The organism is Pseudomonas sp. LA5 (genome assembly GCF_028640825.1).
GTDB lineage: Bacteria > Pseudomonadota > Gammaproteobacteria > Pseudomonadales > Pseudomonadaceae > Chryseomonas > Chryseomonas aestiva.
The window spans coordinates 23,231-44,073 of sequence record NZ_JAQYZY010000055.1; the positions used below are offsets into that span (position 1 = coordinate 23,231).

Sequence of the window (20,843 nt, forward strand, 5' to 3'; positions counted from 1 at the left end):
ATCGCGCTCAAGCTAGAATCCGGCTTTTGCCGGGAGCATAGCCATGAGTGACGAATTGCGGATCGAGGATCTGGTAGTGGGTGACGGCAAGGCGGTGGTCAAGGGCGCCCTGATCACCACCCACTACGAGGGCTGGCTGGACGAAGGCACCCTGTTCGATTCATCCCGCGCCAAGGGCCGGCCCTTCCAGTGCGTGATCGGCACCGGCCGAGTGATCAAGGGCTGGGACCAGGGGTTGATGGGCATGCGGGTGGGCGGCAAGCGGCGCCTGGAGGTACCGGCGGCGCTCGCCTATGGCGAACGTCAGGTCGGTGCGCTGATCAAGCCGCACTCCAGCCTGACTTTTGAAATCGAATTGCTGGAAGTCTTGACGCGGGACGATTGAGGCCTGGCCAACTTCAGTTCGGTGCCTTGGTATTCCGGCGTACCAGCTCGAGCTGGGCTTCGAGCACGCTCAGCCGGGCAAACTCACGGGTGTAGATGACGAATTGCTCCTGAAAGCTCTGCCGGCTCCGGGCGAGATCCTGTCGATGACTGCGAATCTGCTCTTCGAGCGTCTGCAGCCGCTGCTGGGTGGTTTGCGTCATGGCACCTACTCCTTGTGCTTGGGGTGTCAATCGGACTCTAACCGTGCCCTGACAAATCGAGCTAGAGCCGTTCGTCGTCGCTAAACTACCGCCACAGAGCCGTTTCGTATCGTTGATGCGCTTCCGTGCTGCGTGAAAGGCGCGTTTTTCCTTACCGATCGGTCAAGAAAAAAGGCAACGAACCTCGAGAGGTTCGTCGCCTTCAGGACAGGCTCAGCGAAAAGCTAGCGCGGGCCTACCGCCGTGCAGGCGTTGCTGGCATCGACATACTTCTTCAGGGTCGGCCACTGCGGCCGCTCCACGCCATTGACCGGCTCCACCGCCAGCGGGGCAGCTCCCCAACCCGGACCCGCCGCCCAGTAGGTTAGCGGCATGCAGTTCTGCTGCAGATAGGCCAGCAGATTGTCGGTGGCGGTCAGCCAGCGGCTGTCGCCAGCCGGTACGCCGAACTCGGCGATCATGCCTCGCTTGCCGTTGCGCTTGAGCCATTCGACGAAGGGCTTGACGCGGTTGACCCCTACCTGCGGATCGAAGTTGTTCATGTTCTGCGCGGCGTAGCTGCCACTGCCATCCTCATCGAGGTAGACGTTGGCTGCGTAGATGATGTTGTTGGCCGGATCCTTCAGATTGAGCAAGGCATTGCTCGCGCTCGGCCAGTTGGCCGCGCTACCCCAGGCATTGCCCTGGACGATCACCGGGTGGGTGCGGTCCATGGTGCGCACCCCGTCGATGCCGGACTGCGCCGTCACCGGCCAGCTGCTGTCGGCGCCATTGGGCTTGCCCATGATGTCATAGCCATAGAGCGCGGCATGGTTGCCCCACTGGTAGGCCAGACGGTACATCAGATCCCAGTAGTTGAAGTTGGTGACGGTACCGGTGCCGATCAGGGTGCCCTTGTAGCGCCCGCCGTTATCCAGCGCCAGGATCACCTTCATGTTGTACTTCTTGGCCAGCTCCAGCACCTGGGTGACCTGCTGGGTGTACGCCCCTTCCAGGCTCCCGAAGAAACGTGTCTGCAGACGTTCCCAGATCACCGGAAAGCGGATCAGCCGCACGCCCTTGGCGCTCCACTGCTGAAAGTTGGCCTCGCCCGGCATGATGTAGTTGACGTTGAGGACCCCGGGAAGCGTCTGAGGCGCAAAGGCGGCACCCGAGAAGTTCAGCCCCAGCAGATTGAGCTTGGCGCTGTTGGCAGGCGTACCGCTCGATCCCGTCGGCGCGGCCGCGGAACCGGCTGCCGGCGTGGTAGAGCCTGTGGATCCCGAGCTGCCGGTTCCGGTGGCAGGCTTCACCTCGACCACCGGCGCCGTCGCGGCCGGCGTCGCGCTGCCGGAGTTATTGCTGGAGTTGCTGCCCGAGCTGGAGCTGCCCGTACTGCCCGTCGTGGTCCCGGGCACCGTCGCCGGCGTGCCGGAGGTGGTGGTGCCGGTCTTCAGGGTCTTGGGATAGCCATAGGCATTGCCGTCGAGCTGCGGGCTCTCGATGAAGACGCTCATGTTGCTGCCGACGACCTGGGCATAGGTCACCTTGTAGCTCTTGCCATCGGCTGGCGTGAGCTGCGCGCCCACCTTGAAGGCGCCCACGTTGGCGGCCGACGCCGGAATGGAGAAGCCGGCCGACTTGCGATAGACGCCATGCAGCCAGTCTTCGTTGGTGAAATCGTTGATCGAAGTGGTCACCCCGGTCGTGGTCGAGGCGCCAGTATTGCCGGTGCCCACAGGGGTACCGGTGCCCGTGCTGCTACCGCTGCTCGAACCGCCGCTGCCGCTGCTGGAGCCACCGCTGCTGCCCGTGGAGCCGCTGGAGCCGCCCGTGGCTCCGGAGCCACTGGCCGGCGTACTGCCGGTGCCACTGGCAAGCGGGCCGATGGCGGTGCAGCTGCTGTCATCGATGTATTTCTTCAGGGTCGGCCACTGCGGTCGGTCGGCACCGTTGACGGGCTCCACCGACAGGAAGTAGTTGCCCCAGCCCGGACCCGCCGCCCAGTAGGTCGAAGGAATGCAGTTCTGTTTGAGATAGGCCAGCATCCGGTCCATCAGCGGCAACCAGCGGGGATCGTTATCCGGCACGCCGAATTCGCCGATCATGCCCTTCTTCCTGTTCTTCTTCAGCCACTCGACGAAGGGGCGCACACGCTCCACACCGTAGTCTTGGCTCAGCTTGCCGACATCGATGCCGGTGTAGTTGCCGCCGGCGCTCTCGTCGAAATAGGAATGCGCCTGGAAGATCAGGTTATCGGACGGATCCTTGAGCGCCAGCAGGGAGTCGTTCCACAGCGGCCAACGGGTTGCCTCCGACCAGCCATTGCCCTCGATCATGATGGGCTTGGTCTTGTCCACCGCGCGAACCCCGTTGATGCCGTACTGGGCGGCGATCGGCCATTGGGCCATGGAGTCGTGGGGCTCGTTCATGATGTCGTAGGCGTACAGCGACGGCTGACTGCTCCAGCGCTGCGCGATCCGGGTCATGATCTCCTGGTAGCGGTCATAGGGCACCGCCGCGCTGCCGATCACCGACCCGCGATAGAAGGTGTAGTTGTGCAGGTCGAGGATGATGCGCATGCCGTACTTCTGCGCATTGGCGAAGGTCTGGTCCACCAGCGCCGCATAGGTCGGGTCCAGCGGACCGCCCAGCACCGGCTGCAGGCGCTCCCAGATGATCGGGAAGCGGATCAGCTTGATGCCCTTGCCACTCCACTGCTTGAAGTAGGCCTCGACGGGAAAGATGTAGTGGGTGCCATTGACGCCCGGCAGTACCTGGCCCGCGAACCCGGCCCCGGACAGATTGAGGCCGACCAGATTGACCTGCTCGGCCTTGGCACCGGTAGCCAGGGTCAGGGCGGCAACGAAGGGCAGCATCTGGGCGGCCCTGAGGGAAAACTTCAGGAAGGATGGATTCATCATCACCAACTGCGCTAAATCGACAGCGCGCTCCCTGAACACTGGCCGATATGAAGTGAGAGAAGAGTCGCGCAGTCATGCCTGACGCGACGTTGCCTCCAGGCACCCTGACCTATACAAGCCACATGCCAACTTCATAGCCAATGACTATGGCCACTATTTAGACATCATCAATAACAAATACAAACAATTGATTCTTAATGATTTTTTCAAATAACCGCTCATCGCCGCCGACAGATGAATCCTTTCACCTAGAGTTGTCAGCGCTTCAACTCCAGTCCGCCGTCAAATTCATTTCTCCATCTATCAGACAACCGCCCAAAAGTTCCCGAAGGTGCCAAAAAAAGTAAGTCGCAAATTAACGTGAAACAGATCACATACTCATTACTGAGGAACTGCTCATCTCTTGCCCGAGTCATGGCTATAACCTCTTCCGGAGCACTCCATGACCTCCCTTACCCTTGCGACCTATAACGTCAACGGCATTCGTGCCCGGCTGCCCGTCCTCCTGCAATGGCTGGAGCGGGAGCAGCCCGACATCGTCTGCCTGCAGGAACTGAAGGCGAAGTGTGTCGACTTTCCGCGGGCGGAACTGGAAGCTGCGGGGTATGGTGCGCTGTGGGATGGTCAGCCTTCCTGGAATGGGGTCGCCATCCTGGCGCGCGACGACCAGCCACTGGAGATTCGCCGGGGCCTGCCGGGAATGGCCGACGACCCGCAACGCCGCTACCTGGAGGCGGCGGTGAAAGGCGTGGTGGTGGCCAGCCTCTATCTACCCAACGGCAATCCCTGGCCGGGCCCCAAGTTCGACTACAAGCTGACCTGGTTCGAGCGCTTCATCCAGCATGCCCAGGGGCTGAGCGAAAGTGGCCATCCCGTAGTGCTGGCGGGTGACTACAACGTGGTGCCGACCGATAGGGACATCTACGATCCCAAGTCCTGGCGCAAGGACGCCCTGCTGCAACCCGAGAGTCGTGCCTGTTTCGAACGCCTGCTGGGTCAGGGATGGTTGGATGCCCTGCGGGCCTGCCATCCGGACGAGGCGATCTACACCTACTGGGACTACTTCCGCCAACGCTGGCAGCGCAATTCAGGTCTGCGCATCGACCATCTGTTGTTGAGTCCGACGCTGCAGGACGCCTTGCAGGAAGCCGGGGTGCATCGCTGGGTACGCGACCTGGAAAAGACCAGCGACCATGCCCCCACCTGGATCCGCTTCAAGGCACCTCGCTAAGCGTTCAGGCGTCACGCAGCAGGTCGTTGGCATTGAGCAGCGCGAAGAGCACTTCCGGACGCTGGTTGAGGCCGCGGCGCACGGCCGCCGGTATCGACTGCTGGAGCTTGCGACACAGTCCCGGTCGTGACTGCAGCTCAATGAGCATGCCACGCGCGCTGCGCACCTCTCCGGGTCCCGGCTCGATGTTCAGCCGGATGCCGAGCTGCTCCTGCAGGCGCTGCTGCAGCCGCTGCAGATCGGCAACGCTGGCGACGTTTTCCAGTCGCTCCAGCAGCCGCTGCTCTTCCTTGCGATTGAGCAGGAGCGCCCGCGCATCAGCGGCGGGATCCGCCAGCACGGCTTCACGCTCGCAGGTGCAGACGCCAGCGGGACAAGGCGCACGCAGGGAAGGCATTTGAATTCGATTCCTCTTCTTCAGGGCGACCGAGACGTTCCGGCCGCTTCATGCCGGCGATAGTGGCAGCTGTGCCCAGTCTTTTGGCAGACCCTCGGACCAACGCCCTGATTCCTCGGCTTACCGCCGACAACCAAATCAATCGACTTAAAATAACCAAAAACTCTAGATGCATAGCGAAAGCTTATTTTTTGGCATAACGGGTCAGAGGATAGGATCGTGCTTTGACTGCCTATGACTTCGCCATGCCCACGCTCTCACCCGACCTTCTTATCGTTCCTGCAGATCAGCAAAGCGCCCTGACCATCCGCGCCAAGGCACTGGCCTTCGCCGATCCGCGCTCCCGAGAGCTGCTCGAACACCTAGATGAGCGGGCGCCGCAACCCCATCCCGTAGTGCTGGTGGGCGAATGGGGAACCGGTCGTGAGCTGCTGGCACGTCGGCTACACGAGCGCAGCGGCAGGACCGGGCTGTTCAGCAGCCTGAATTGCGCCTCGCTCAGTCGTCGCCATGGGGCTGCCGAACTGTTCGGCTATGTTCCCCGAGCCTATGCCGGCACCTCTGGCAGCCGCGTGGGCTGGTTCGGTACCGCCCATGGAGGCAGCCTCTATCTCGACGAGATCGCCGACCTGCCTGGCGAATTGCAGGAAGAGCTGCTGGCCGTACTACTGGATGGCAGCATCCTGCGTCTGGGCAGTAGCGTACGCACGCCCGTGGATGTCCGCCTGATTGCCGGTTCCAGCGTGGACCTGGCACAGGCGGTCGGGGCTGGCAATTTCTCTGCGCGTCTCTGGGCGCTCCTCGCGCCAGGTCTGGTGCCGGTGCCGCCGCTGCGCGAGCGCCCGGCCGACCTGCTACCCCTGGCCCGGCATTTCATCCAGCAGCATGCCGACCGCCTCGATCGCAGGGCGCCTGAGCTGACCACCGAGGACGAAACGGCGCTACTCGCCTATCCCTGGCCAGGAAACGTCCGCGAACTTGAACAGGTTCTCCATACCGCCCTGCTGACTGCCTCGACGTCAGGGCTCCAGCTTGGCAAGCTGCTGCCCTGGTCTTCCAAGACGCGCTGAACTCCGCCGACAGACGGCAGTCCTAGCCGCGTATACCACTTTGCCCGAGTCCTATCATGACCGCCCTATCCAATCCGTCGATGCTCACTCCGCCATAGCCAGCGGCTGCCACCTTTCTTCGTAAAGGTGACCAGAAACCTCGATTTGTCGCCTCGCGCGGCAGGTTTCGGTTCGTGCAGGAAAAGCCCGCGGCTTTTCAGCAATCGACTACTTTGGATTACGCCTTCAGCGGAAGGCGTTCAGGCATGGTTTCATGAATATTGTGATCACTGGCCGCTCCGGCCAGGTTTCGCGCGCCTTGCAGCGCGAGTTCGGTAGCACCCATCAATTGACCGTGCTCGGTCAAGCGGATCTGGACCTCGCCCAGACCGGACGACTGCGGGCAGCTTTCGACCGCCTGGAACCCGACCTCATCCTCAACGCCGCCGCCTATACCGCCGTGGATCAGGCTGAAGAGGACAGCGAGCGCGCCGAGGCCATCAACGCCCGCGCGCCGCAGATCCTGGCCGAGCTGGCACGCGAACGGGATATTCCCTTCGTGCACTACTCGTCCGATTACGTCTTCGACGGCAGCCGTCGCCACCCCTATACCGAGACCTGCAACCCGGCGCCCCTGAGCGTCTATGGTCGCTCCAAGCTGGCGGGTGAAGAGGCGGTGCTGGCAGCTGGAGGTCGCGCACTGGTGCTGCGCACCTCCTGGGTCTACTCCCATGACGGCCAGTGCTTCTTCAATACCATGCGCCAGCTGCTGGCCGAGCGCGACGAACTCCATGTAGTCGAGGATCAGCTCGGCGCCCCCACCTGGGCACCCACCATCGCCACCACCACGCGCCAGCTGGTCGAACGCCTGCTGGAGCAGGGCGATGTCGGCGGCCTCTATCACCTGACCAATGCCGGCCAGACCTCCTGGTACGGCTTCGCTGCCGCCATCGCCGAGCGCCTGGCGCAACGCGGCGAGCTGCGTGCCCGCCTCTACCCGACAACAACCGAACACTACCCAACGCCGGCCACGCGACCGCTCTATTCCTGCCTGGATTGCCGCAAGATCGAGGCGGTCCTGCCGGCCGCCTTGCCACACTGGCAGGCCGACTTCGACCGCTGCTGGGCGTTGTTCGAGCGCGACAGACAGCTGAACTGAGCGTGCAGGACCCCGGCGGATCTGTCCGCCGGGTCGCCCCAGATCGAAGGTCAGGAGGGGTGTCTTCCCTCACTGTAGCTCCCGCTCGTCACTCTCGCGGGTAAGCTCAGCCATGTCGTCGCCTGTCCCTTCCCGGATGATCCTGGCAGATCGTGAGGGTGATCCCGTCGTCGTTCGTGATGGTCTCCAGGCTGGTCATGTCGGATACGAAGGCGACCGACCCTGGCCGCGACAGTTGTCGGCCGTCGAACGATCCGGCCTGAGATCAGAAGGCGCCCCCTACCGCGCCCGCCGACCACCCAGGGCTTCAGCCAATACCTCTTGTCCGTTCAGCGGAAAAAAAAGCTGATCGCGCTATCGATCCCATCCAGACTGTTCATCAGCAGTCGATAAGATCCATGGCGATACTCTCCAACAAGAACAGCAGCCGGAGCCTCCCATGCCAGAAGAATACGAAAGCGATATCCGTCCCTATGCGAGACCGGCGCGGAAATCCGATTTCAATGAAATGGCCGCCGCCGTGGCCGCCGCCATCTCCGTCTGGGCCCTGGCCACCCTGATCGCCGTCATCGCGGGCTATCACGGCAGTGGGGCGACCAACACCATCAACCTGCTGGTGATGGTCTCGGGAGGTCTGGGATTCGTTGGACGCCGCTGGCAACTGGGACGTCGATAGCGGTCTAGGACCTGCGCCAAGCCCCTGGAGCAGCACCAACAATCTGCCTACTGATTCTCACAAAGGGCGGAACTGTTTATCATCGGCGCCCTGAAATCATGGCAGGGATGCTCATGTCTTATCTGGTCTTGACCCGTCGCACCGACGAAATCATCAATCTATCCCTCAAGCCGGGAGCTGATGAAGAACAGCTGCTGGATCTGCTGTTCAATGGCGGCATCAACATCCGCATCCTCAAGGTGCAGGGCGACCGCGTGCAGGTAGGCGTCCAGGCGCCTGCCGACATCAGCATCATGCGTCAGGAGTTGCTGCCCTTCTAGGTCGGCCGGTAACCGCCAGGCGCTACCTGGACCAAGGCGAGTGGCGATTGCGTACGTACTCGAAGCGCCCCTCCAGTCCCCGCCATTCCACACCCTGCCAGAGTTCGGGAGCCAGCGTCCCTTCGGCCTGCAGATCCGCACGATAGTGGGGGAAGAACGGCTGGCCATTGCGCAGCACGATCACGTTGTGGCGCTCCTCGATCTGGGCGATGAGGTCCAGAACGGCTTCGGACGAGCGTCCGCCGCTCAGGCAATAGCAGCTGCCATATTGGTGCAGCATGCTTTCGAAGCGGTAACGATAGAGGGTGCAGCGATCGGTTTCGAGGTGAACGCTCTGCCCCTTGGCATCCTGCAAGGCGTGATGAACGCAGTGGTCGCAATCCTCGAATTCCTGCCGCGACTCCACCCACTCACCGAGAAACTGCTTCTTCCACCGCCACACCAGCAGCCCACGATCTTCAGGCCGTGAGTACACGCTGACCTTGTAGAACATCGCTCGACTCCTCTTATTGTTATGCGCCGAAGCCATCGTCCAACGGCTGCCGCCTGCTGCTCGGCCATCGGAGATCGCACGCTCTGTGGCGTACATTTCCAGCATCGCTCCATTTGCCCGAGGCGTCCAGCCATTCCCAGACGCCGATCACTACCGCCCGACGGCATGCAGCGACCATGGACAGCGGTGCGTTGGCTGCCGAACCAGCCGCAGCTTCGTCCAGCGTCGATACCAGATGCCGGCGGTCCCACTTCGTAAATAATCCGCATCAGACCGGGACAAACTTCCGATCCAGAGCCGAAATCCGGCCAATAAAAAAACCCCGAGGTGCCTGGCACACTCGGGGTTTTTCGTAATTGGCGGAGAGATAGGGATTTGAACCCTAGGAGCCATTGCTGACTCAACGGATTTCGAATCCGTCCCGTTCGACCACTCCGGCATCTCTCCAACGCGGCGCATGATACCAGCGATGCGGGCAAAAGCGAACAAGCAATTGCAAAAAAAGCTCTGGTATCAGCGGCTTGCGTTTAGAGTGGGACGCCCAGGCGCTGGGCGACCTCCTCGTAGGCCTCGATCACCCCACCCAGACCCTGGCGGAAGCGATCCTTGTCCATCTTCTTGCGGGTTTCCTTGTCCCACAGGCGGCTGCCGTCCGGGCTGAATTCGTCGCCCAGCACGACCTTGCCATGGAACAGGCCGAATTCCAGCTTGAAGTCCACCAGCAGCAGGCCGGCGTCGTCGAACAGCTGCTTGAGGATGTCGTTGATGCGGAAGGTCAGCGCCTTCATCTCGGCCAGCTGGTCGAGGGTCGCCCAGCCAAAGGCCTGGACGTGGCTTTCGTTGACCATCGGATCGTGCAGCGCATCGTTCTTCAGGAAGAGTTCGAAGGTCGGCGGCGTCAGCTCCAGGCCCTCTTCCACGCCCAGACGGCGCACCAGGCTGCCGGCGGCGAAGTTGCGCACCACGCACTCCACCGGAATCATCTCCAGCTTCTTGACCAGGCATTCGTTGTCGCCCAGCAGTTGCTCGAACTGGGTGGGGATGCCGGCGGCTTCGAGCTTCTGCATGACGAAGGCATTGAACTTGTTGTTCACCATGCCCTTGCGCTCGAGTTGCTCGATGCGCTCGCCATCGAAGGCAGAGGTGTCGTTGCGGAACAACAGGACCAGGCGGTCGGGATCGTCGGTAGTGAATACCGACTTGGCCTTGCCACGGTAGAGTTCTGCGCGTTTTTCCATCTTGGACTCCGGTTCGAATGGCTTGCAGGCTGTGGACGAACGCAGGTGAGACGACCGGTTCGGACCGAGTACAGCCGGGAAGCGCAGTTTACATAGGATCGTGGATCTTTTGGCCGTGCAGCAGCACCCGGCCGCCAAAGAAAAACCTGGTCAGCGCCTCAGGCGATGGCCTGCCAGTCCAGACCCTGCTGCTGATCGGCGATCTGCAGCCAGTCCGCGTCGCAGCCCAGCGCGTTGGTGAAGCAGGCGCGGGCAAGCCAGGGGTTGTTGTTCTTCTCGCTCAGGTGGGCGAGCACCAGATGCTGCAGGCGCGGACAGGCCAGCTCCATCACCAGGTCAGCCGATTGCCGGTTGTTGAGATGCCCGCGCACCCCGCCGACCCGTGCCTTGAGGTGATAGGGATAGGGTCCCGCGGCGAGCATGTTGCTGTCGTGGTTGGCTTCGATCACCAGGGCATCCAGGCCGCGGTAATGCGCCAGCACCCCTGGGGTCGCCTCGCCGAGATCGGTGAGCACGCCCAGGCGCTTGCGGCCGTCGTCGAAGACGAACTGGGTCGGCTCCAGGGCGTCATGGGACACCTGCACCACCGTCACTTCCAGCGCATCCAGTACCAGCCGTTCGCCGTCCACCAGCAGCCCCTGGGCCGCCACCGGCTTGCGCAGGCCACGCCCGGTACCGGCACTGTAATAGACCGGCACCCCGTGCTTGCGCGCCAGCAGCTCGACGCCCTGCACGTGATCGGAGTGTTCGTGGGTGACCAGGACGGCGTCCAGCTGGGCAGGTACCACACCCAGCCGGGCCAGGCGACGTTCGGCTTCCCGCAGGGAGAAGCCGCAGTCGATCAGCACATAGCTGTTATGGCTGTGCACCAGGGTCGAGTTGCCCCGACTGCCGCTGCCCAGGATTGCGAAGCGCATATTGCATGCTCGTCTGAAGCTTTTTCAGCACGCCTTCGGCGATGTCCTGGGGTGCTGCGGTGTTGATGGTCTTGTCCAGTGTGACCTGGACGGTGTTGCCCACCGAGGTGAGGCGCACCTGGAAGCGCCGTGCGCGGGCGTCTTCCTCTTCCTTGGTCTCGCCCTTGCCGAACAGGCGGCCGAAGAAGCCCGGCTTGCGTTCTTCAGGCTTCTGCGCGCCTTCGGCGATATTCACGTAGTAGACGCCCAGGCTGCGATCCATGTCGTCGACGCGGATGTCGGCGCCTTCGATGGCGCGACCCACGCTGGACCAGGCGCGATTCAGATCGCTTTCCAGCACCAGCATGGGCACACCGCTGCCGTCGACCTCGTAGGTCACGCGCTCCGGGGTGTCGTAGCCACCGGCGGCCAGCAGCGAGACCGAGCCACTGCCCTGCTCGCTGCGGTCCAGGCCGGCCAGCACCTGATTCAGCAGGGCGTCATCGAGCGCCGAGCTGTTCTGGCTGCTGGACCAGGACGGCTCGCTGGAGCTGCCCTGGCTGCGGGTCTGGGTCTGGATGAAGATCTCGCTGCTGCCCGACTGCACGCCCGGCTCGATGCGCAGGCGGGTGCGCAGCTCGTTGCCCGGTTGCAGGCGGCCGTTGGTGCTCAGGCTGCGCGCCAGCGGCGTCGACAGCTCGGTGGGCGCCTGCCAGGCGGTGATGATCTCACCGGTCTGCGGGCGCTCTTCGGCAATGCGGAAGCCATTGTCGGTCAGGTACTGACGAGCCACCGGCCAGACGTTGGCCGGGACCTTCTGGGCGGCCAGCCAGCGGGCATTGCCGCTACGCTGCACGCTGAACTGTTCGTTGCCACTGCCCTGGACGGCCAGCGCCTGGGGTTTCGGCACTTCGAAGCCATAGGAGCGATTCTGGGTATCGGCCACATTGGCCGGAATCGGCAACAGCGGATCCATTGGCTTGGCCTGGACATCCGTCGGCACCTGCATAGGGCCGGTCTCGCGGGATTCGAGATAGTCATTGCCGCGATCGCGGAAATAGCCATGCTCGCCCCACACCCAGCTGCAGCCACTGGCGGCGGCCACGGCCAGACCCAGCGTCGTCAAACCCAGAACACGTTTCATCGACTGCTTCCTAATCACGCCAGCACTCCCGCCTGACGCAGGGCCTGACGTACCACTTCGTGGCAGCGCGAGCTGAGCCAGGTCAGCGGCAGACGGATACCGGCGTCGATCATGCCCATTTCATGCAGGGCCCACTTCACCGGGATCGGATTCGATTCGATGAACAGATTCTTGTGCAGCGGCATCAGCTGTTCGTTGAGCGCGCGTGCGGTGTCGGCATCGCCGCGCATGGCGGCGGCGCAGAGTTCACTCATGGCGCGCGGCGCGACATTGGCGGTCACCGAGATGTTGCCCTTGCCACCCAGCAGCATGAGTTCGGCGGCGGTGGCGTCATCGCCCGAGTAGACCAGAAAGTCCTTGCTGACCCGGGAGAGAATGTCGCGTGCGCGCGCCAGGTCGCCGGTGGCTTCCTTGACGCCGATGATGTTCGGCACCTTGGCCAGCCGCTCGACGGTCTCGGCCAGCATGTCGCAGGCGGTGCGGCCCGGCACGTTGTAGAGAATCTGCGGGATGGCGACGGTTTCGGCGATCATGCGGAAGTGCTGATACAGCCCTTCCTGGGTCGGCTTGTTGTAGTAGGGCACGACCAGCAGACAGGCGTCGGCGCCCGCGTCCTTGGCGGCGCGGGTCAGGTCGATGGCCTCCCGGGTGGAATTGCCACCGGTACCGGCGATCACCGGGATGCGGCCCTTGACCTGCTCGACCACATGACGGATCACAGCTACGTGCTCGTCCACGTCGACCGTGGCGGATTCACCCGAGGTGCCCACCGCGACGATGGCGTCGGTGCCTTCGGCGAGATGGAAGTCCACCAGCTTGGTCAGGTTGTCCCAGTCGATACGCCCCTGGGCGTCCATAGGGGTGACCAGCGCCACCATGCTCCCCGCAATCATGCAACCGCTCCTGCCGGAAAAAGAGAGCGGTAATGGTACTGACGCCTCTGCGCCAGCACAAGCAACGTGCCCCCAACGGGCATTCCCCCCGCGAGCGCTTTTCGCTACCCTTTCGCCTTTGCCAGTCTGTATCTCCCTCCTGCCAGGAACCCTAATGTCCGCTACCCCCCCGATTCGCGAACAATTTCTCGTCATCAGTGCGCTGGGCGCCAATCCCATGGAGCTGACCAACGTGCTCTACCGCAGCTGCATGGACAATCGCTGTGCGGTAGTCAGCAGCCGGCTGAGCCGGCACGGGGAATACAGCGCGCTGATCCTGCAGGTCTCCGGCAACTGGGACGGCCTGGCGCGCCTCGAAGGCGGCCTCGCCGGCCTTGGCAAGCGCCACGGCTTCACCGTCGGCGTCACCCGCAGCGCCGCCCTGGAGAATCGTCCCCAGGCGCTGCCGTACGTCGTCTATGTCAGCGCTGCCTACCGCCCGGACATCCTCAACGAACTCTGCCAGTTCTTCGCCGACCACAAGATCGAAGTGGAGAATCTGGTCTGCGATTCCTACCAGGCGCCCCAGACCGGCGGCACCATGCTCAACGCCACCATCACCGTAACCCTGCCCGCCGGCACCCAGATCAGCTGGCTGCGCGATCAGTTCCTGGATTTCGCCGACGCCCTCAATCTGGATGCCCTGATCGAGCCCTGGCGGCCGCAGAGCAACTGACCGAACCCGCAAGGAGCTGCCCATGAGCGTGACCCTCGACCAACCGCTTCCGGATTTTCAGGCCCAGGCCACCAGCGGCCTCGAGGTCTCGCCCGCCAGCCTGCGCGGTCGCCAGGCGGTGCTGTACTTCTACCCCAAGGACAACACCCCCGGCTGCACCACTCAGGGCCAGGGCTTTCGCGATCTGCACGAGCAGTTCCAGGCGGCCGATACCCTGATCCTGGGCGTCAGCCGTGACAGCCTGCGCACCCACGAGAATTTCCGCACCAAGCAGGGCTTTCCCTTCGAGCTGATCAGCGACAAGGACGAGACCCTCTGCCAGCTGTTCGACGTGATGCGGCAGAAGAAGCTCTATGGCAAGGACTACATCGGCGTGGATCGCAGTACCTTCCTCATCGACCGGGAAGGCGTGGTACGCCAGATCTGGCGCGGCGTGAAGGTCCCCGGGCATGTCGCCGAGGTGCTGGCCGCCGCGCAGGCACTCAACCAGGCCTGATCAGGCCTTGCGCAGCCAGTAGCGAAACGTCTCCCCTGCCACCTCTTCGCCCACCAGGGCATGCCCCGACAGCTTGGCGAACGTGCGGAAGTCGCGTTGCGAACCGGCATCGGTCGCGACCACGGCCAGTACCTCGCCGGAAGCCAGCCGATTGAGTTCCAGCTTGGCCTTGAGCAGCGGCATGGGGCAACTCAGGCCGCTGGCGTCCAGCTGGGCGGTCACGGCGCCGGTGTAGGGTTGGCTCAGATCGGCCATGGGATTCTCCATTGGGGGCTGCGTCAGTGCCCGGGGTTGCTAGGCACCCAGACGACGGGCCGCTAAAGTAGCGCTTTTGCGGCCACGAGTCTTGCCATGAACGTCCTGCGCCCCGCCCTGCTGTCCCTGGCGCTGCTCGCCGCGCCCTTTCTGGCGCAGGGGGCGAACGATCTGCCGTCGCTGGGCGATGCCAGCTCTTCGATCGTCTCGCCCGAGCAGGAGTTTCAGATGGGCCGCGCCTGGCTGAGCATGCTCCGCGGCCAGGTCCCGACCATCAACGATCCGCAGCTCAAGCAATTCGTCGAACAGACCGTCTACAAGCTGGCCGAGACCAGCGACCTGCAGGATCACCGCCTGGTCTTCATCCTGATCAAGGACCCCGAGATCAACGCCTTCGCCGCGCCCGGCGGGGTGATCGGGGTGAATGGTGGGCTGTTCCTCAAATCGGAAACCGAAGCCGAGTACGCGGCGGTCATGGCCCACGAACTGGGTCACCTGATCCAGCGCCACTTCGCCCGCGGGGTGGAAAACCAGCAACGCATGCAGCTGCCGCTGATGGCGGCCCTGCTCGCCGGAATCGTTGCGGCCGCGGCCGGCGGTGGCGACGTGGGAATCGCCGCCATCGCCTCGACCCAGGCGGCGGCGATCCAGAGCCAGTTGCGCTTTTCCCGCCTTAACGAGCAGGAGGCTGACCGCGTCGGCATCGTCAATCTTGAGCGCGCCGGCTACGATCCGCGTGCCATGCCGGAGATGTTCGGTCGGCTCGCCCGCCAGTATCGCTATGACCGTACCCCACCGGAGTTCCTGCTGACTCACCCGGTCACCGACAGCCGGATCGCCGATACCCAGGCGCGAGCCGAGCGTTTTCCCAAGGGCGGCGTCGAGGACAGCACGCGCTTCCAGCTGATGAAGGTGCGCACCCAGATGTACTTCGAGGAGACCGCCGGCCTGCTGGTGAAGCGCTATCGCGCCCAGCTGCAGGAGGCTCCGGACAACGATCCGGTGCGCTATGGCCTGGCCATGGGACTGACCAAGCAGGGCCAGCTAAACGAGGCGCGCGACACCCTCGCGCCGCTGCTGCGCAAGGCCCCGGACGACATCAGCTACAACCTCGCCCAGGTCGATCTGGACATTACCGCCAATCGCCTGCCTGACGCTCAGAAACGCGTGCAGCGGCTGATGGACCTCTATCCGGACGATCTGGCCGTGAGTCTGGCCCAGGTAGACATGCTCGGCCGCACCAAGCAGGCCAAGGCCGCCAGCCAGTTGCTCGACAAACTGATCAAGCAGCGGCCGATCGATCCGGACCTGTGGAATCAGGCGGCGGACGTTCGCGGCCAGGCCGGGGATCTGGTCGGGGTGCATCAGGCACGAGCCGAGTACTTCGCCCTGACCGGGGACTACAACCAGGCGATCCAGCAATTGGGGTTCGCCAAGCAGCGCGCCGCCAGCAACTATCAGCTGGCCGCGCGGATCGACGCCCGCCAGCAGGAAATGATCGCCCAGCGCAAGCTGAGCGAAGAGATCCTGCGCTAGGCGTTACCCTTGGTCTGCAGCTGCAGCGCCTGGGTGAAGTCGAGCATGCGCTTGAGCGGCTTGACCGCCCGGGGGATGAGCGCCGGATCGACCAGCACCTCGCCGGAGCCGTCGAGCAGGCAGTTGAGGGTGCGCTCCAGGGTGTTCATCGCCATCCAGGGACAGTGGGCGCAGCTGCGACAGGCGGCGCCGTTGCCGGCGGTGGGCGCCTCGATGAAGGTCTTGTCGGGGCAGGCCTGCTGCATCTTGTAGAAGATGCCGCGATCGGTGGCGACGATGAACTGGCGATTGGGCAGTGTCTGGGCCGCCTTGATCATCTGGCTGGTGGAGCCGACATGGTCGGCCAGCTCGATCACCGCCTCGGGCGACTCGGGATGCACCAGGATGGCCGCTTCCGGATAGAGCCGCTTGAGGTCTTCCAGCTGGCTGGCCTTGAACTCCTCGTGGACGATGCAGGAGCCTTCCCACAGCAGCATGTCGGCACCGGTTTCGCGCTGGATATAGCGACCCAGGTGGCGATCGGGCGCCCAGAGGATGGTCTCGTCGTTGTCCATCAGATGCTCGACGATGTCCAGCGCGCAGCCGGAGGTGACCACCCAGTCCGCGCGGGCCTTCACCGCGGCCGAGGTGTTGGCGTAGACCACCACGGTGCGCTCGGGATGCTGGTCGCAGAAGGCGGAGAATTCCTCCACCGGGCAACCCAGGTCCAGGGAGCAGGTGGCCTCCAGGGTCGGCATCAGCACGCGCTTTTCCGGATTGAGGATCTTGGCCGTCTCGCCCATGAACTTGACCCCGGCCACCACCACGGTGGACGCCGGGTGGCGATTGCCGAAGCGGGCCATCTCCAGGGAATCGGCGACGCAACCGCCGGTCTCCTCGGCCAGCGCCTGGATCAGCGGATCGGTGTAGTAATGGGCGAGCAGCACCGCGTTCTGCGCCTTGAGCTCGCGGGCGATGGCGGTCTTGTAGGCCGCGATCTCGTCCGGCCCGAGCGCCTTGGGCTGCTTGGCGGCCAGATGGGCCTGGACCAGGAGACGTTCGGAAATCTGCACCATGGCGGGTACCTGAAAACGGGGGTCGTCAAGGCCGCGCATCATAGCAGCATCCTCGCCGACTCCCTATGGGCGCCAGCGGCAGCCTCCGCGAGCAGTGGCCATCTGCCGCTAATGTCTGGCAACACTTGGCTTTTCACTTCTGCGGCGGCCATGGGTCCGAGACAGGAACGCCCGGTGAGCGTCTCGCCTGGGCCCTCTGCTGGAGATCTAGCGTGCCGTCCCGTTCGACCTCGCGTTCCCGAACCTCCGATCAGGCTCTCGCCACCCTGCTGGATAAGCTACGCGCCCTGCAAGGTGCCCTGGAGCAGGCCGCCGCCGAGCCGCGGCTGGATCGGCAGGCGCTCAATCCCGCCTACCGCGCCAGTGCCCAGAATCTGCTCGCCTATCTGACACTGCGCGACAACGATCTGCATGACCTGCAACTGCAACTCTCCGCCCTGGGGCTATCGTCCCTGGGGCGCTCCGAAGCCGCCGTGCTGCCGACCGTGGCGACCCTCATCAACACCCTGGAGCGCCTGCTCGGTGGCCGCCCGGCGACGCGGCCGACGACCATGGCCGCCAATCCCCTGGCAGACCATGCGCGGGCATTGTTCGGCACGCCCGCCGCCGCGCGGGAGGTACGCATCATGGTCACCTTGCCCAGCGAGGCCGCAGACGATTATGCGCTGGTACGCGACCTGCTGGCGGGCCATATGGATTGCGCGCGCATCAACTGCGCCCACGACGAACCGGCCAGCTGGACGCGCATGATCGAACACGTGCGGCGGGCCAGCGCGGAGCTGGACCAGCCCTGCAAGGTATTCATGGACCTGCCGGGCCCCAAGCTGCGCACCGGGCCCATCGCCACGGGCGTGGCGGTAAAGAAGGTCAAGCCCGAGCGCGACGCCCAGGGCCGCGTCCGCCAGCCGGCGCGGATCTGGCTGACCGGCCGCCGCCGACCGCGACCAGCGCCCTCCCCGGCGACTGCCAGCCTCCAGGTGGGCGAACGCTGGCTGAAGAATCTGCAGGCGGGCGACTGCATCCGCCTGGTGGACACCCGGCAGGCGCGGCGGCGCTGGACGGTGGTCGAGGTCGGCGATCGCGGCTGCTGGGCGGAGGCGACCAAGACCACCTACCTCACGCCCGGCCTGCGCCTGAGCGTCGATCGCGATGGACGCAGGCGGCACAGCCGCATCGGCGACTTCGCCCCGCAGCCGGGCGCCCTGCGGCTGGCCGAGGACGATCTGCTGATCCTGACCGCCGACCAGACGCCCGGTCGGCCCGCCAGCCAGGACAGCGGCGGGTGCCTGCTGACACCCGCCACCCTGGGCTGCACCCTGCCCCAGGTGTTCGCCGACGTCCGTAGCGGCGAGCCGGTCTGGTTCGACGATGGCAAGATCGGCGGGCTGATCGAACGCGCCGATCAGGACGCGCTGCAGATCCGCATCACCCAGGCGCCGGGCGGCGCCAAGCTCAAGGGCGACAAGGGCATCAACTTTCCCCAGAGTACCCTGCGGCTGGCAGCGCTGGGCGAACAGGACCTCGCGGCCTTGGCCTTTGCCGCCGAGCATGCGGACGGCATCGAGATGTCCTTCGTCAACAGCGCGGACGACGTCCGCGCGCTGCTCGCGGAACTGGAGCGCCTGCAGGCCGAGCACCTGGGTGTGGTGCTGAAGATAGAAACCCGTCGGGGCTTCGACAACCTTCCCGCACTGCTGCTGGCGGGCATGCAGCGCGGCGGCTTCGGCGTGATGATCGCCCGCGGCGACCTGGCGGTGGAAGGCGGCTTCGAGCGCCTGGCGGCGCTGCAAGAGGACATTCTCTGCCTGTGCGAAGCGGCCCACGTGCCGGTGATCTGGGCGACCCAGGTGCTGGAAAACCTGGCCAAGAAGGGTTCGCCTTCGCGCGCCGAGATCACCGATGCCGCCACCGGGGTCCGCGCCGAATGCGTGATGCTCAACAAGGGCCCGCACATCCTCAAGGCGGTCGCCACCCTGGATGAACTGCTGGTGCGGATGCAGGGCTACAACAGCAAGAAGCGCCAGCTGCTGCGCAAGCTGGAACTGGCTTCGCCCTGGGCGGACTGATCCGCCCAGGGGCTGGTCAGGCTTAAAGCACCTGCAGGCGACCCGCTTCCAGACGCACGCGGGCGCCATAGGGCCAGGCCTGGTTTTCCGGCCCATGGCCGCTGGGCAGGCCGCGATAGAGGGCGATGCCGCGCGGCGCCAGCCATTCGACGAAGATCTCTTCCAGCGACTGCTCGACGTTACGCGGCGGGCAGTCGGTGAAGGTGCCCAGGCAGACCGCGCCGATGCGGTGCTCGGTGAGGTTGCCGAGCAACTGGCAGAGGCTGCGCTCCAGTCGATAGTAGGGCTCGCCGACGTCTTCCAGCATGAGGATGGCGCCGTCGTGGGGGCGCAGGGCAGCGGCGGTCCCGACCACGCTGGCCAGGGTAGTCAGGTTGCCGCCGATCAGTTCGCCGGCAGGCACCTGGGTCGGGCCGGCCAGGCGCTCCAGCTGCCAGGCCGGACGGCTGCCCGCGCACAGTTCCAGGACCGATTCCAGCGAGCGGGTACGGGCCGCCTGGGTAGCCGGATCCTCGTCACGACGCCCCCAATCCAGGGCGCCCGGGCCGTGGATGGCGGTGAGACCGCGGCGGTGAAAGGCCTCCAGCAGCACCGTCAGGTCGGAATAGCCGATCAGCGGCCGGCCCTTGCTGCTGGACAGCCGCGACCAGTCCAGCCAGGGCAGCAGTTGCGCGGATCCGTAACCGCCGCGCAGGCACCAGACCGCATCCACGTCCGCCTGGCTGAAAGCCCAGTGCAGATCGGCGGCGCGCTCCTCGGCGGTACCGGCGAGATAGCGATGGCGCTTGAGCGCCTGTTCGCCCAGCACCGCTTCGATGCCGGCGGCCTGCAGTTGCTCGATCGCCACCGTGACCAGCTCTTCCTTGACCGCACCCGCCGGACTGACCAGCGCCACACGCCGCACGGGATTCATTCCAGCACCTCCACCGGCATGCCGGCTTCGATGGTGCCGCGCCCCAGGGGGATGACGTTCATGCCGAACAGCATGCGATTGTCCTGGAAGCGGTATTCGCGCAAGGCCGTGAGCGGCTGTCGATCCGGATCCTTTTCACCGGTCAGCGGATCCTGGGTGATGACGATGCAGCGCGAGCAGGGACAGGCGACGGCGAAGTCCACCGCGCCGATGCGCAGGCGCTTCCAGCCATCTTCGGCGTATGCGGGCGTACCCTCCACCACCAGATTTGGCCGGAAGCGCAGCATGTCCAGCGGCTTGCCTACCCGCGCCACCAGATCGGCCAGGGAGGCCTCGCTGGTCAGCAGCAAGGGGAAGCCGTCGGCGAAATGCACCTTCTGCCCCGGCTCGGCGAAATCGGTATTGATCTGCCGGGCATGGCTTTCGGCGATGTGCACCAGGCGGCAGCGGCGACCGAGGAAGTCGCTCAACCAGGCATCTGCCGCCGCGGCGACCGGCGCCTGCAGGGTGTCGCGCCAGATGGTCACGCCCAGTTGTTCGCCGGTGGTATCCGGCACCGCCACCTCGAGCGGCGTCCGGCCGGGCGCGCTCAGGCGCAGCCGGTCGGCAGCCAGCCAGCGCGCCTCGATGTGATTCATCTGCGCCAGCTGGCGCAGCGTCAGGAAGCGGCCGGTGTCGGCATCCACCACCATCCAGCGGCGGTCACCCACCAGGCCCAGGGCATCCACCTCGGCCTGGACGAGGGATTCCACGGCCGTCGACTTGACGGGATAACGATAGAGGGCACTGAGGTGCGACATGGGCGCGGCTTCCTGGCGGCG

General features: G+C 64.7%; 22 protein-coding genes and 1 tRNA gene. 10 read left to right on the forward strand and 13 right to left on the reverse strand.

All coding sequences use genetic code 11. The features are described from left to right. Positions 1-43: 43 nt before the first annotated feature. Positions 44-385: an FKBP-type peptidyl-prolyl cis-trans isomerase gene (locus PVZ72_RS20705; protein WP_273862902.1), complete on the forward strand. Its 342-nt coding sequence runs from the start codon at positions 44-46 to the stop codon at positions 383-385. A 13-nt stretch (positions 386-398) separates the two neighbouring features. Here the strand turns inward: PVZ72_RS20705 and PVZ72_RS20710 are convergent, their stop codons facing one another. Both PVZ72_RS20710 and PVZ72_RS20715 read right to left on the reverse strand, forming a co-directional pair. Further along, complete coding sequence (locus PVZ72_RS20710; protein ID WP_187978998.1) at positions 399-587, reverse strand: hypothetical protein; 189 nt, start codon at positions 585-587, stop codon at positions 399-401. Between the two features lie 224 nt (positions 588-811). After that, a complete protein-coding gene (locus tag PVZ72_RS20715) occupies positions 812-3,490 on the reverse strand; it encodes a glycoside hydrolase family 5 protein (protein ID WP_273862903.1) in 2,679 nt (892 codons plus the stop codon). Between the two features lie 442 nt (positions 3,491-3,932). Between PVZ72_RS20715 and xth the strand changes: the two genes are divergently transcribed. Then, positions 3,933-4,721 carry an exodeoxyribonuclease III gene (gene xth, locus PVZ72_RS20720; RefSeq protein ID WP_187978996.1) on the forward strand — a complete coding sequence of 263 codons (789 nt, stop codon included), beginning with the start codon at positions 3,933-3,935 and terminating at the stop codon, positions 4,719-4,721. Positions 4,722-4,725: 4 nt separating this feature from the next. Here the strand turns inward: xth and PVZ72_RS20725 are convergent, their stop codons facing one another. Further along, complete coding sequence (locus PVZ72_RS20725) at positions 4,726-5,118, reverse strand: hypothetical protein (protein WP_187978995.1); 393 nt, start codon at positions 5,116-5,118, stop codon at positions 4,726-4,728. Positions 5,119-5,342: 224 nt separating this feature from the next. Between PVZ72_RS20725 and PVZ72_RS20730 the strand changes: the two genes are divergently transcribed. The 4 genes from PVZ72_RS20730 to PVZ72_RS20745 all read left to right on the forward strand — a co-directional run bounded on the left by PVZ72_RS20730 (position 5,343) and on the right by PVZ72_RS20745 (position 8,322). Next, a complete protein-coding gene (locus tag PVZ72_RS20730; protein ID WP_187978994.1) occupies positions 5,343-6,188 on the forward strand; it encodes a sigma-54-dependent transcriptional regulator in 846 nt (281 codons plus the stop codon). A 202-nt stretch (positions 6,189-6,390) separates the two neighbouring features. Then, on the forward strand, positions 6,391-7,326 hold the full coding sequence (rfbD, locus tag PVZ72_RS20735; RefSeq protein WP_273862924.1) for a dTDP-4-dehydrorhamnose reductase: 936 nt from the start codon (positions 6,391-6,393) through the stop codon (positions 7,324-7,326). A 439-nt stretch (positions 7,327-7,765) separates the two neighbouring features. Continuing rightward, complete coding sequence (locus tag PVZ72_RS20740) at positions 7,766-8,002, forward strand: hypothetical protein (RefSeq protein ID WP_187978992.1); 237 nt, start codon at positions 7,766-7,768, stop codon at positions 8,000-8,002. A gap of 113 nt (positions 8,003-8,115) precedes the next feature. After that, entirely contained in the window at positions 8,116-8,322 is a 207-nt protein-coding gene (locus PVZ72_RS20745; protein WP_178083868.1) for a carbon storage regulator, read from the forward strand. A 22-nt stretch (positions 8,323-8,344) separates the two neighbouring features. Here PVZ72_RS20745 and PVZ72_RS20750 read toward each other — a convergent pair whose 3' ends face one another. From PVZ72_RS20750 to dapA, 6 genes are all read right to left on the reverse strand, one after another. Then, complete coding sequence (locus PVZ72_RS20750; RefSeq protein WP_158896513.1) at positions 8,345-8,815, reverse strand: hypothetical protein; 471 nt, start codon at positions 8,813-8,815, stop codon at positions 8,345-8,347. A 357-nt stretch (positions 8,816-9,172) separates the two neighbouring features. After that, positions 9,173-9,262, reverse strand: a tRNA-Ser gene (locus tag PVZ72_RS20755). Positions 9,263-9,342: 80 nt separating this feature from the next. After that, positions 9,343-10,053, reverse strand: a complete 711-nt coding sequence (gene purC, locus PVZ72_RS20760; RefSeq protein ID WP_007162774.1) for a phosphoribosylaminoimidazolesuccinocarboxamide synthase — start codon at positions 10,051-10,053, stop codon at positions 9,343-9,345. 158 nt (positions 10,054-10,211) lie between these two features. Next, entirely contained in the window at positions 10,212-10,970 is a 759-nt protein-coding gene (locus PVZ72_RS20765; protein ID WP_187978990.1) for an MBL fold metallo-hydrolase, read from the reverse strand. Further along, positions 10,909-12,093: an outer membrane protein assembly factor BamC gene (gene bamC, locus PVZ72_RS20770; protein ID WP_273862904.1), complete on the reverse strand. Its 1,185-nt coding sequence runs from the start codon at positions 12,091-12,093 to the stop codon at positions 10,909-10,911. Before bamC ends, PVZ72_RS20765 begins: the two co-directional genes overlap by 62 nt. 14 nt (positions 12,094-12,107) lie before the next feature. Further along, entirely contained in the window at positions 12,108-12,986 is an 879-nt protein-coding gene (dapA, locus tag PVZ72_RS20775; RefSeq protein WP_273862905.1) for a 4-hydroxy-tetrahydrodipicolinate synthase, read from the reverse strand. Between the two features lie 154 nt (positions 12,987-13,140). Here dapA and PVZ72_RS20780 point away from each other — a divergent pair, with 154 nt between their 5' ends. Together PVZ72_RS20780 and PVZ72_RS20785 are read left to right on the forward strand one after the other, a co-directional pair. Next, a complete protein-coding gene (locus PVZ72_RS20780; RefSeq protein ID WP_007162770.1) occupies positions 13,141-13,701 on the forward strand; it encodes a glycine cleavage system protein R in 561 nt (186 codons plus the stop codon). A 22-nt stretch (positions 13,702-13,723) separates the two neighbouring features. Next, entirely contained in the window at positions 13,724-14,197 is a 474-nt protein-coding gene (locus tag PVZ72_RS20785) for a redoxin domain-containing protein (RefSeq protein ID WP_133859407.1), read from the forward strand. Here the strand turns inward: PVZ72_RS20785 and PVZ72_RS20790 are convergent, their stop codons facing one another. After that, positions 14,198-14,452 carry a sulfurtransferase TusA family protein gene (locus tag PVZ72_RS20790; RefSeq protein ID WP_273862906.1) on the reverse strand — a complete coding sequence of 85 codons (255 nt, stop codon included), beginning with the start codon at positions 14,450-14,452 and terminating at the stop codon, positions 14,198-14,200. A gap of 96 nt (positions 14,453-14,548) precedes the next feature. Between PVZ72_RS20790 and PVZ72_RS20795 the strand changes: the two genes are divergently transcribed. Then, the gene (locus PVZ72_RS20795; RefSeq protein ID WP_273862907.1) at positions 14,549-15,988 is read left to right on the forward strand and encodes a M48 family metalloprotease; all 1,440 of its coding nucleotides are present in this window, start codon (positions 14,549-14,551) and stop codon (positions 15,986-15,988) included. Here PVZ72_RS20795 and nadA read toward each other — a convergent pair. Further along, the gene (gene nadA, locus PVZ72_RS20800; RefSeq protein ID WP_158896537.1) at positions 15,985-17,043 is read right to left on the reverse strand and encodes a quinolinate synthase NadA; all 1,059 of its coding nucleotides are present in this window, start codon (positions 17,041-17,043) and stop codon (positions 15,985-15,987) included. The two genes, PVZ72_RS20795 and nadA, sit on opposite strands and share 4 nt — an antisense overlap. Before the next feature lie 212 nt (positions 17,044-17,255). Here nadA and PVZ72_RS20805 point away from each other — a divergent pair, with 212 nt between their 5' ends. After that, positions 17,256-19,109 carry a pyruvate kinase gene (locus PVZ72_RS20805; RefSeq protein WP_273862908.1) on the forward strand — a complete coding sequence of 618 codons (1,854 nt, stop codon included), beginning with the start codon at positions 17,256-17,258 and terminating at the stop codon, positions 19,107-19,109. A gap of 22 nt (positions 19,110-19,131) precedes the next feature. On the opposite strand, the gene PVZ72_RS20810 is transcribed toward PVZ72_RS20805, so the two are convergent. Next, complete coding sequence (locus PVZ72_RS20810) at positions 19,132-20,022, reverse strand: S66 peptidase family protein (RefSeq protein WP_273862909.1); 891 nt, start codon at positions 20,020-20,022, stop codon at positions 19,132-19,134. Next, the gene (locus tag PVZ72_RS20815; protein WP_273862910.1) at positions 20,019-20,822 is read right to left on the reverse strand and encodes an MOSC domain-containing protein; all 804 of its coding nucleotides are present in this window, start codon (positions 20,820-20,822) and stop codon (positions 20,019-20,021) included. The genes PVZ72_RS20810 and PVZ72_RS20815 overlap by 4 nt, the downstream gene beginning before the upstream one ends. Positions 20,823-20,843: the final 21 nt, after the last annotated feature.

Excerpts from the sequence above, each read along its gene's own strand:
- PVZ72_RS20765 (WP_187978990.1), bottom strand. The coding sequence starts at position 10,970 with ATGCGCTTCGCAATCCTGGGCAGCGGCAGTCGGGGCAACTCGACCCTG.
- PVZ72_RS20795 (WP_273862907.1), top strand. The coding sequence starts at position 14,549 with ATGAACGTCCTGCGCCCCGCCCTGCTGTCCCTGGCGCTGCTCGCCGCG.
- PVZ72_RS20715 (WP_273862903.1), bottom strand. The coding sequence starts at position 3,490 with ATGATGAATCCATCCTTCCTGAAGTTTTCCCTCAGGGCCGCCCAGATG.
- purC (WP_007162774.1), bottom strand. The coding sequence starts at position 10,053 with ATGGAAAAACGCGCAGAACTCTACCGTGGCAAGGCCAAGTCGGTATTC.
- PVZ72_RS20780 (WP_007162770.1), top strand. The coding sequence starts at position 13,141 with ATGTCCGCTACCCCCCCGATTCGCGAACAATTTCTCGTCATCAGTGCG.
- PVZ72_RS20740 (WP_187978992.1), top strand. The coding sequence starts at position 7,766 with ATGCCAGAAGAATACGAAAGCGATATCCGTCCCTATGCGAGACCGGCG.
- PVZ72_RS20810 (WP_273862909.1), bottom strand. The coding sequence starts at position 20,022 with ATGAATCCCGTGCGGCGTGTGGCGCTGGTCAGTCCGGCGGGTGCGGTC.
- PVZ72_RS20745 (WP_178083868.1), top strand. The coding sequence starts at position 8,116 with ATGTCTTATCTGGTCTTGACCCGTCGCACCGACGAAATCATCAATCTA.
- PVZ72_RS20790 (WP_273862906.1), bottom strand. The coding sequence starts at position 14,452 with ATGGCCGATCTGAGCCAACCCTACACCGGCGCCGTGACCGCCCAGCTG.
- bamC (WP_273862904.1), bottom strand. The coding sequence starts at position 12,093 with ATGAAACGTGTTCTGGGTTTGACGACGCTGGGTCTGGCCGTGGCCGCC.
- PVZ72_RS20710 (WP_187978998.1), bottom strand. The coding sequence starts at position 587 with ATGACGCAAACCACCCAGCAGCGGCTGCAGACGCTCGAAGAGCAGATT.
- PVZ72_RS20815 (WP_273862910.1), bottom strand. The coding sequence starts at position 20,822 with ATGTCGCACCTCAGTGCCCTCTATCGTTATCCCGTCAAGTCGACGGCC.
- xth (WP_187978996.1), top strand. The coding sequence starts at position 3,933 with ATGACCTCCCTTACCCTTGCGACCTATAACGTCAACGGCATTCGTGCC.
- PVZ72_RS20750 (WP_158896513.1), bottom strand. The coding sequence starts at position 8,815 with ATGTTCTACAAGGTCAGCGTGTACTCACGGCCTGAAGATCGTGGGCTG.
- PVZ72_RS20785 (WP_133859407.1), top strand. The coding sequence starts at position 13,724 with ATGAGCGTGACCCTCGACCAACCGCTTCCGGATTTTCAGGCCCAGGCC.
- PVZ72_RS20705 (WP_273862902.1), top strand. The coding sequence starts at position 44 with ATGAGTGACGAATTGCGGATCGAGGATCTGGTAGTGGGTGACGGCAAG.
- PVZ72_RS20725 (WP_187978995.1), bottom strand. The coding sequence starts at position 5,118 with ATGCCTTCCCTGCGTGCGCCTTGTCCCGCTGGCGTCTGCACCTGCGAG.
- nadA (WP_158896537.1), bottom strand. The coding sequence starts at position 17,043 with ATGGTGCAGATTTCCGAACGTCTCCTGGTCCAGGCCCATCTGGCCGCC.
- dapA (WP_273862905.1), bottom strand. The coding sequence starts at position 12,986 with ATGATTGCGGGGAGCATGGTGGCGCTGGTCACCCCTATGGACGCCCAG.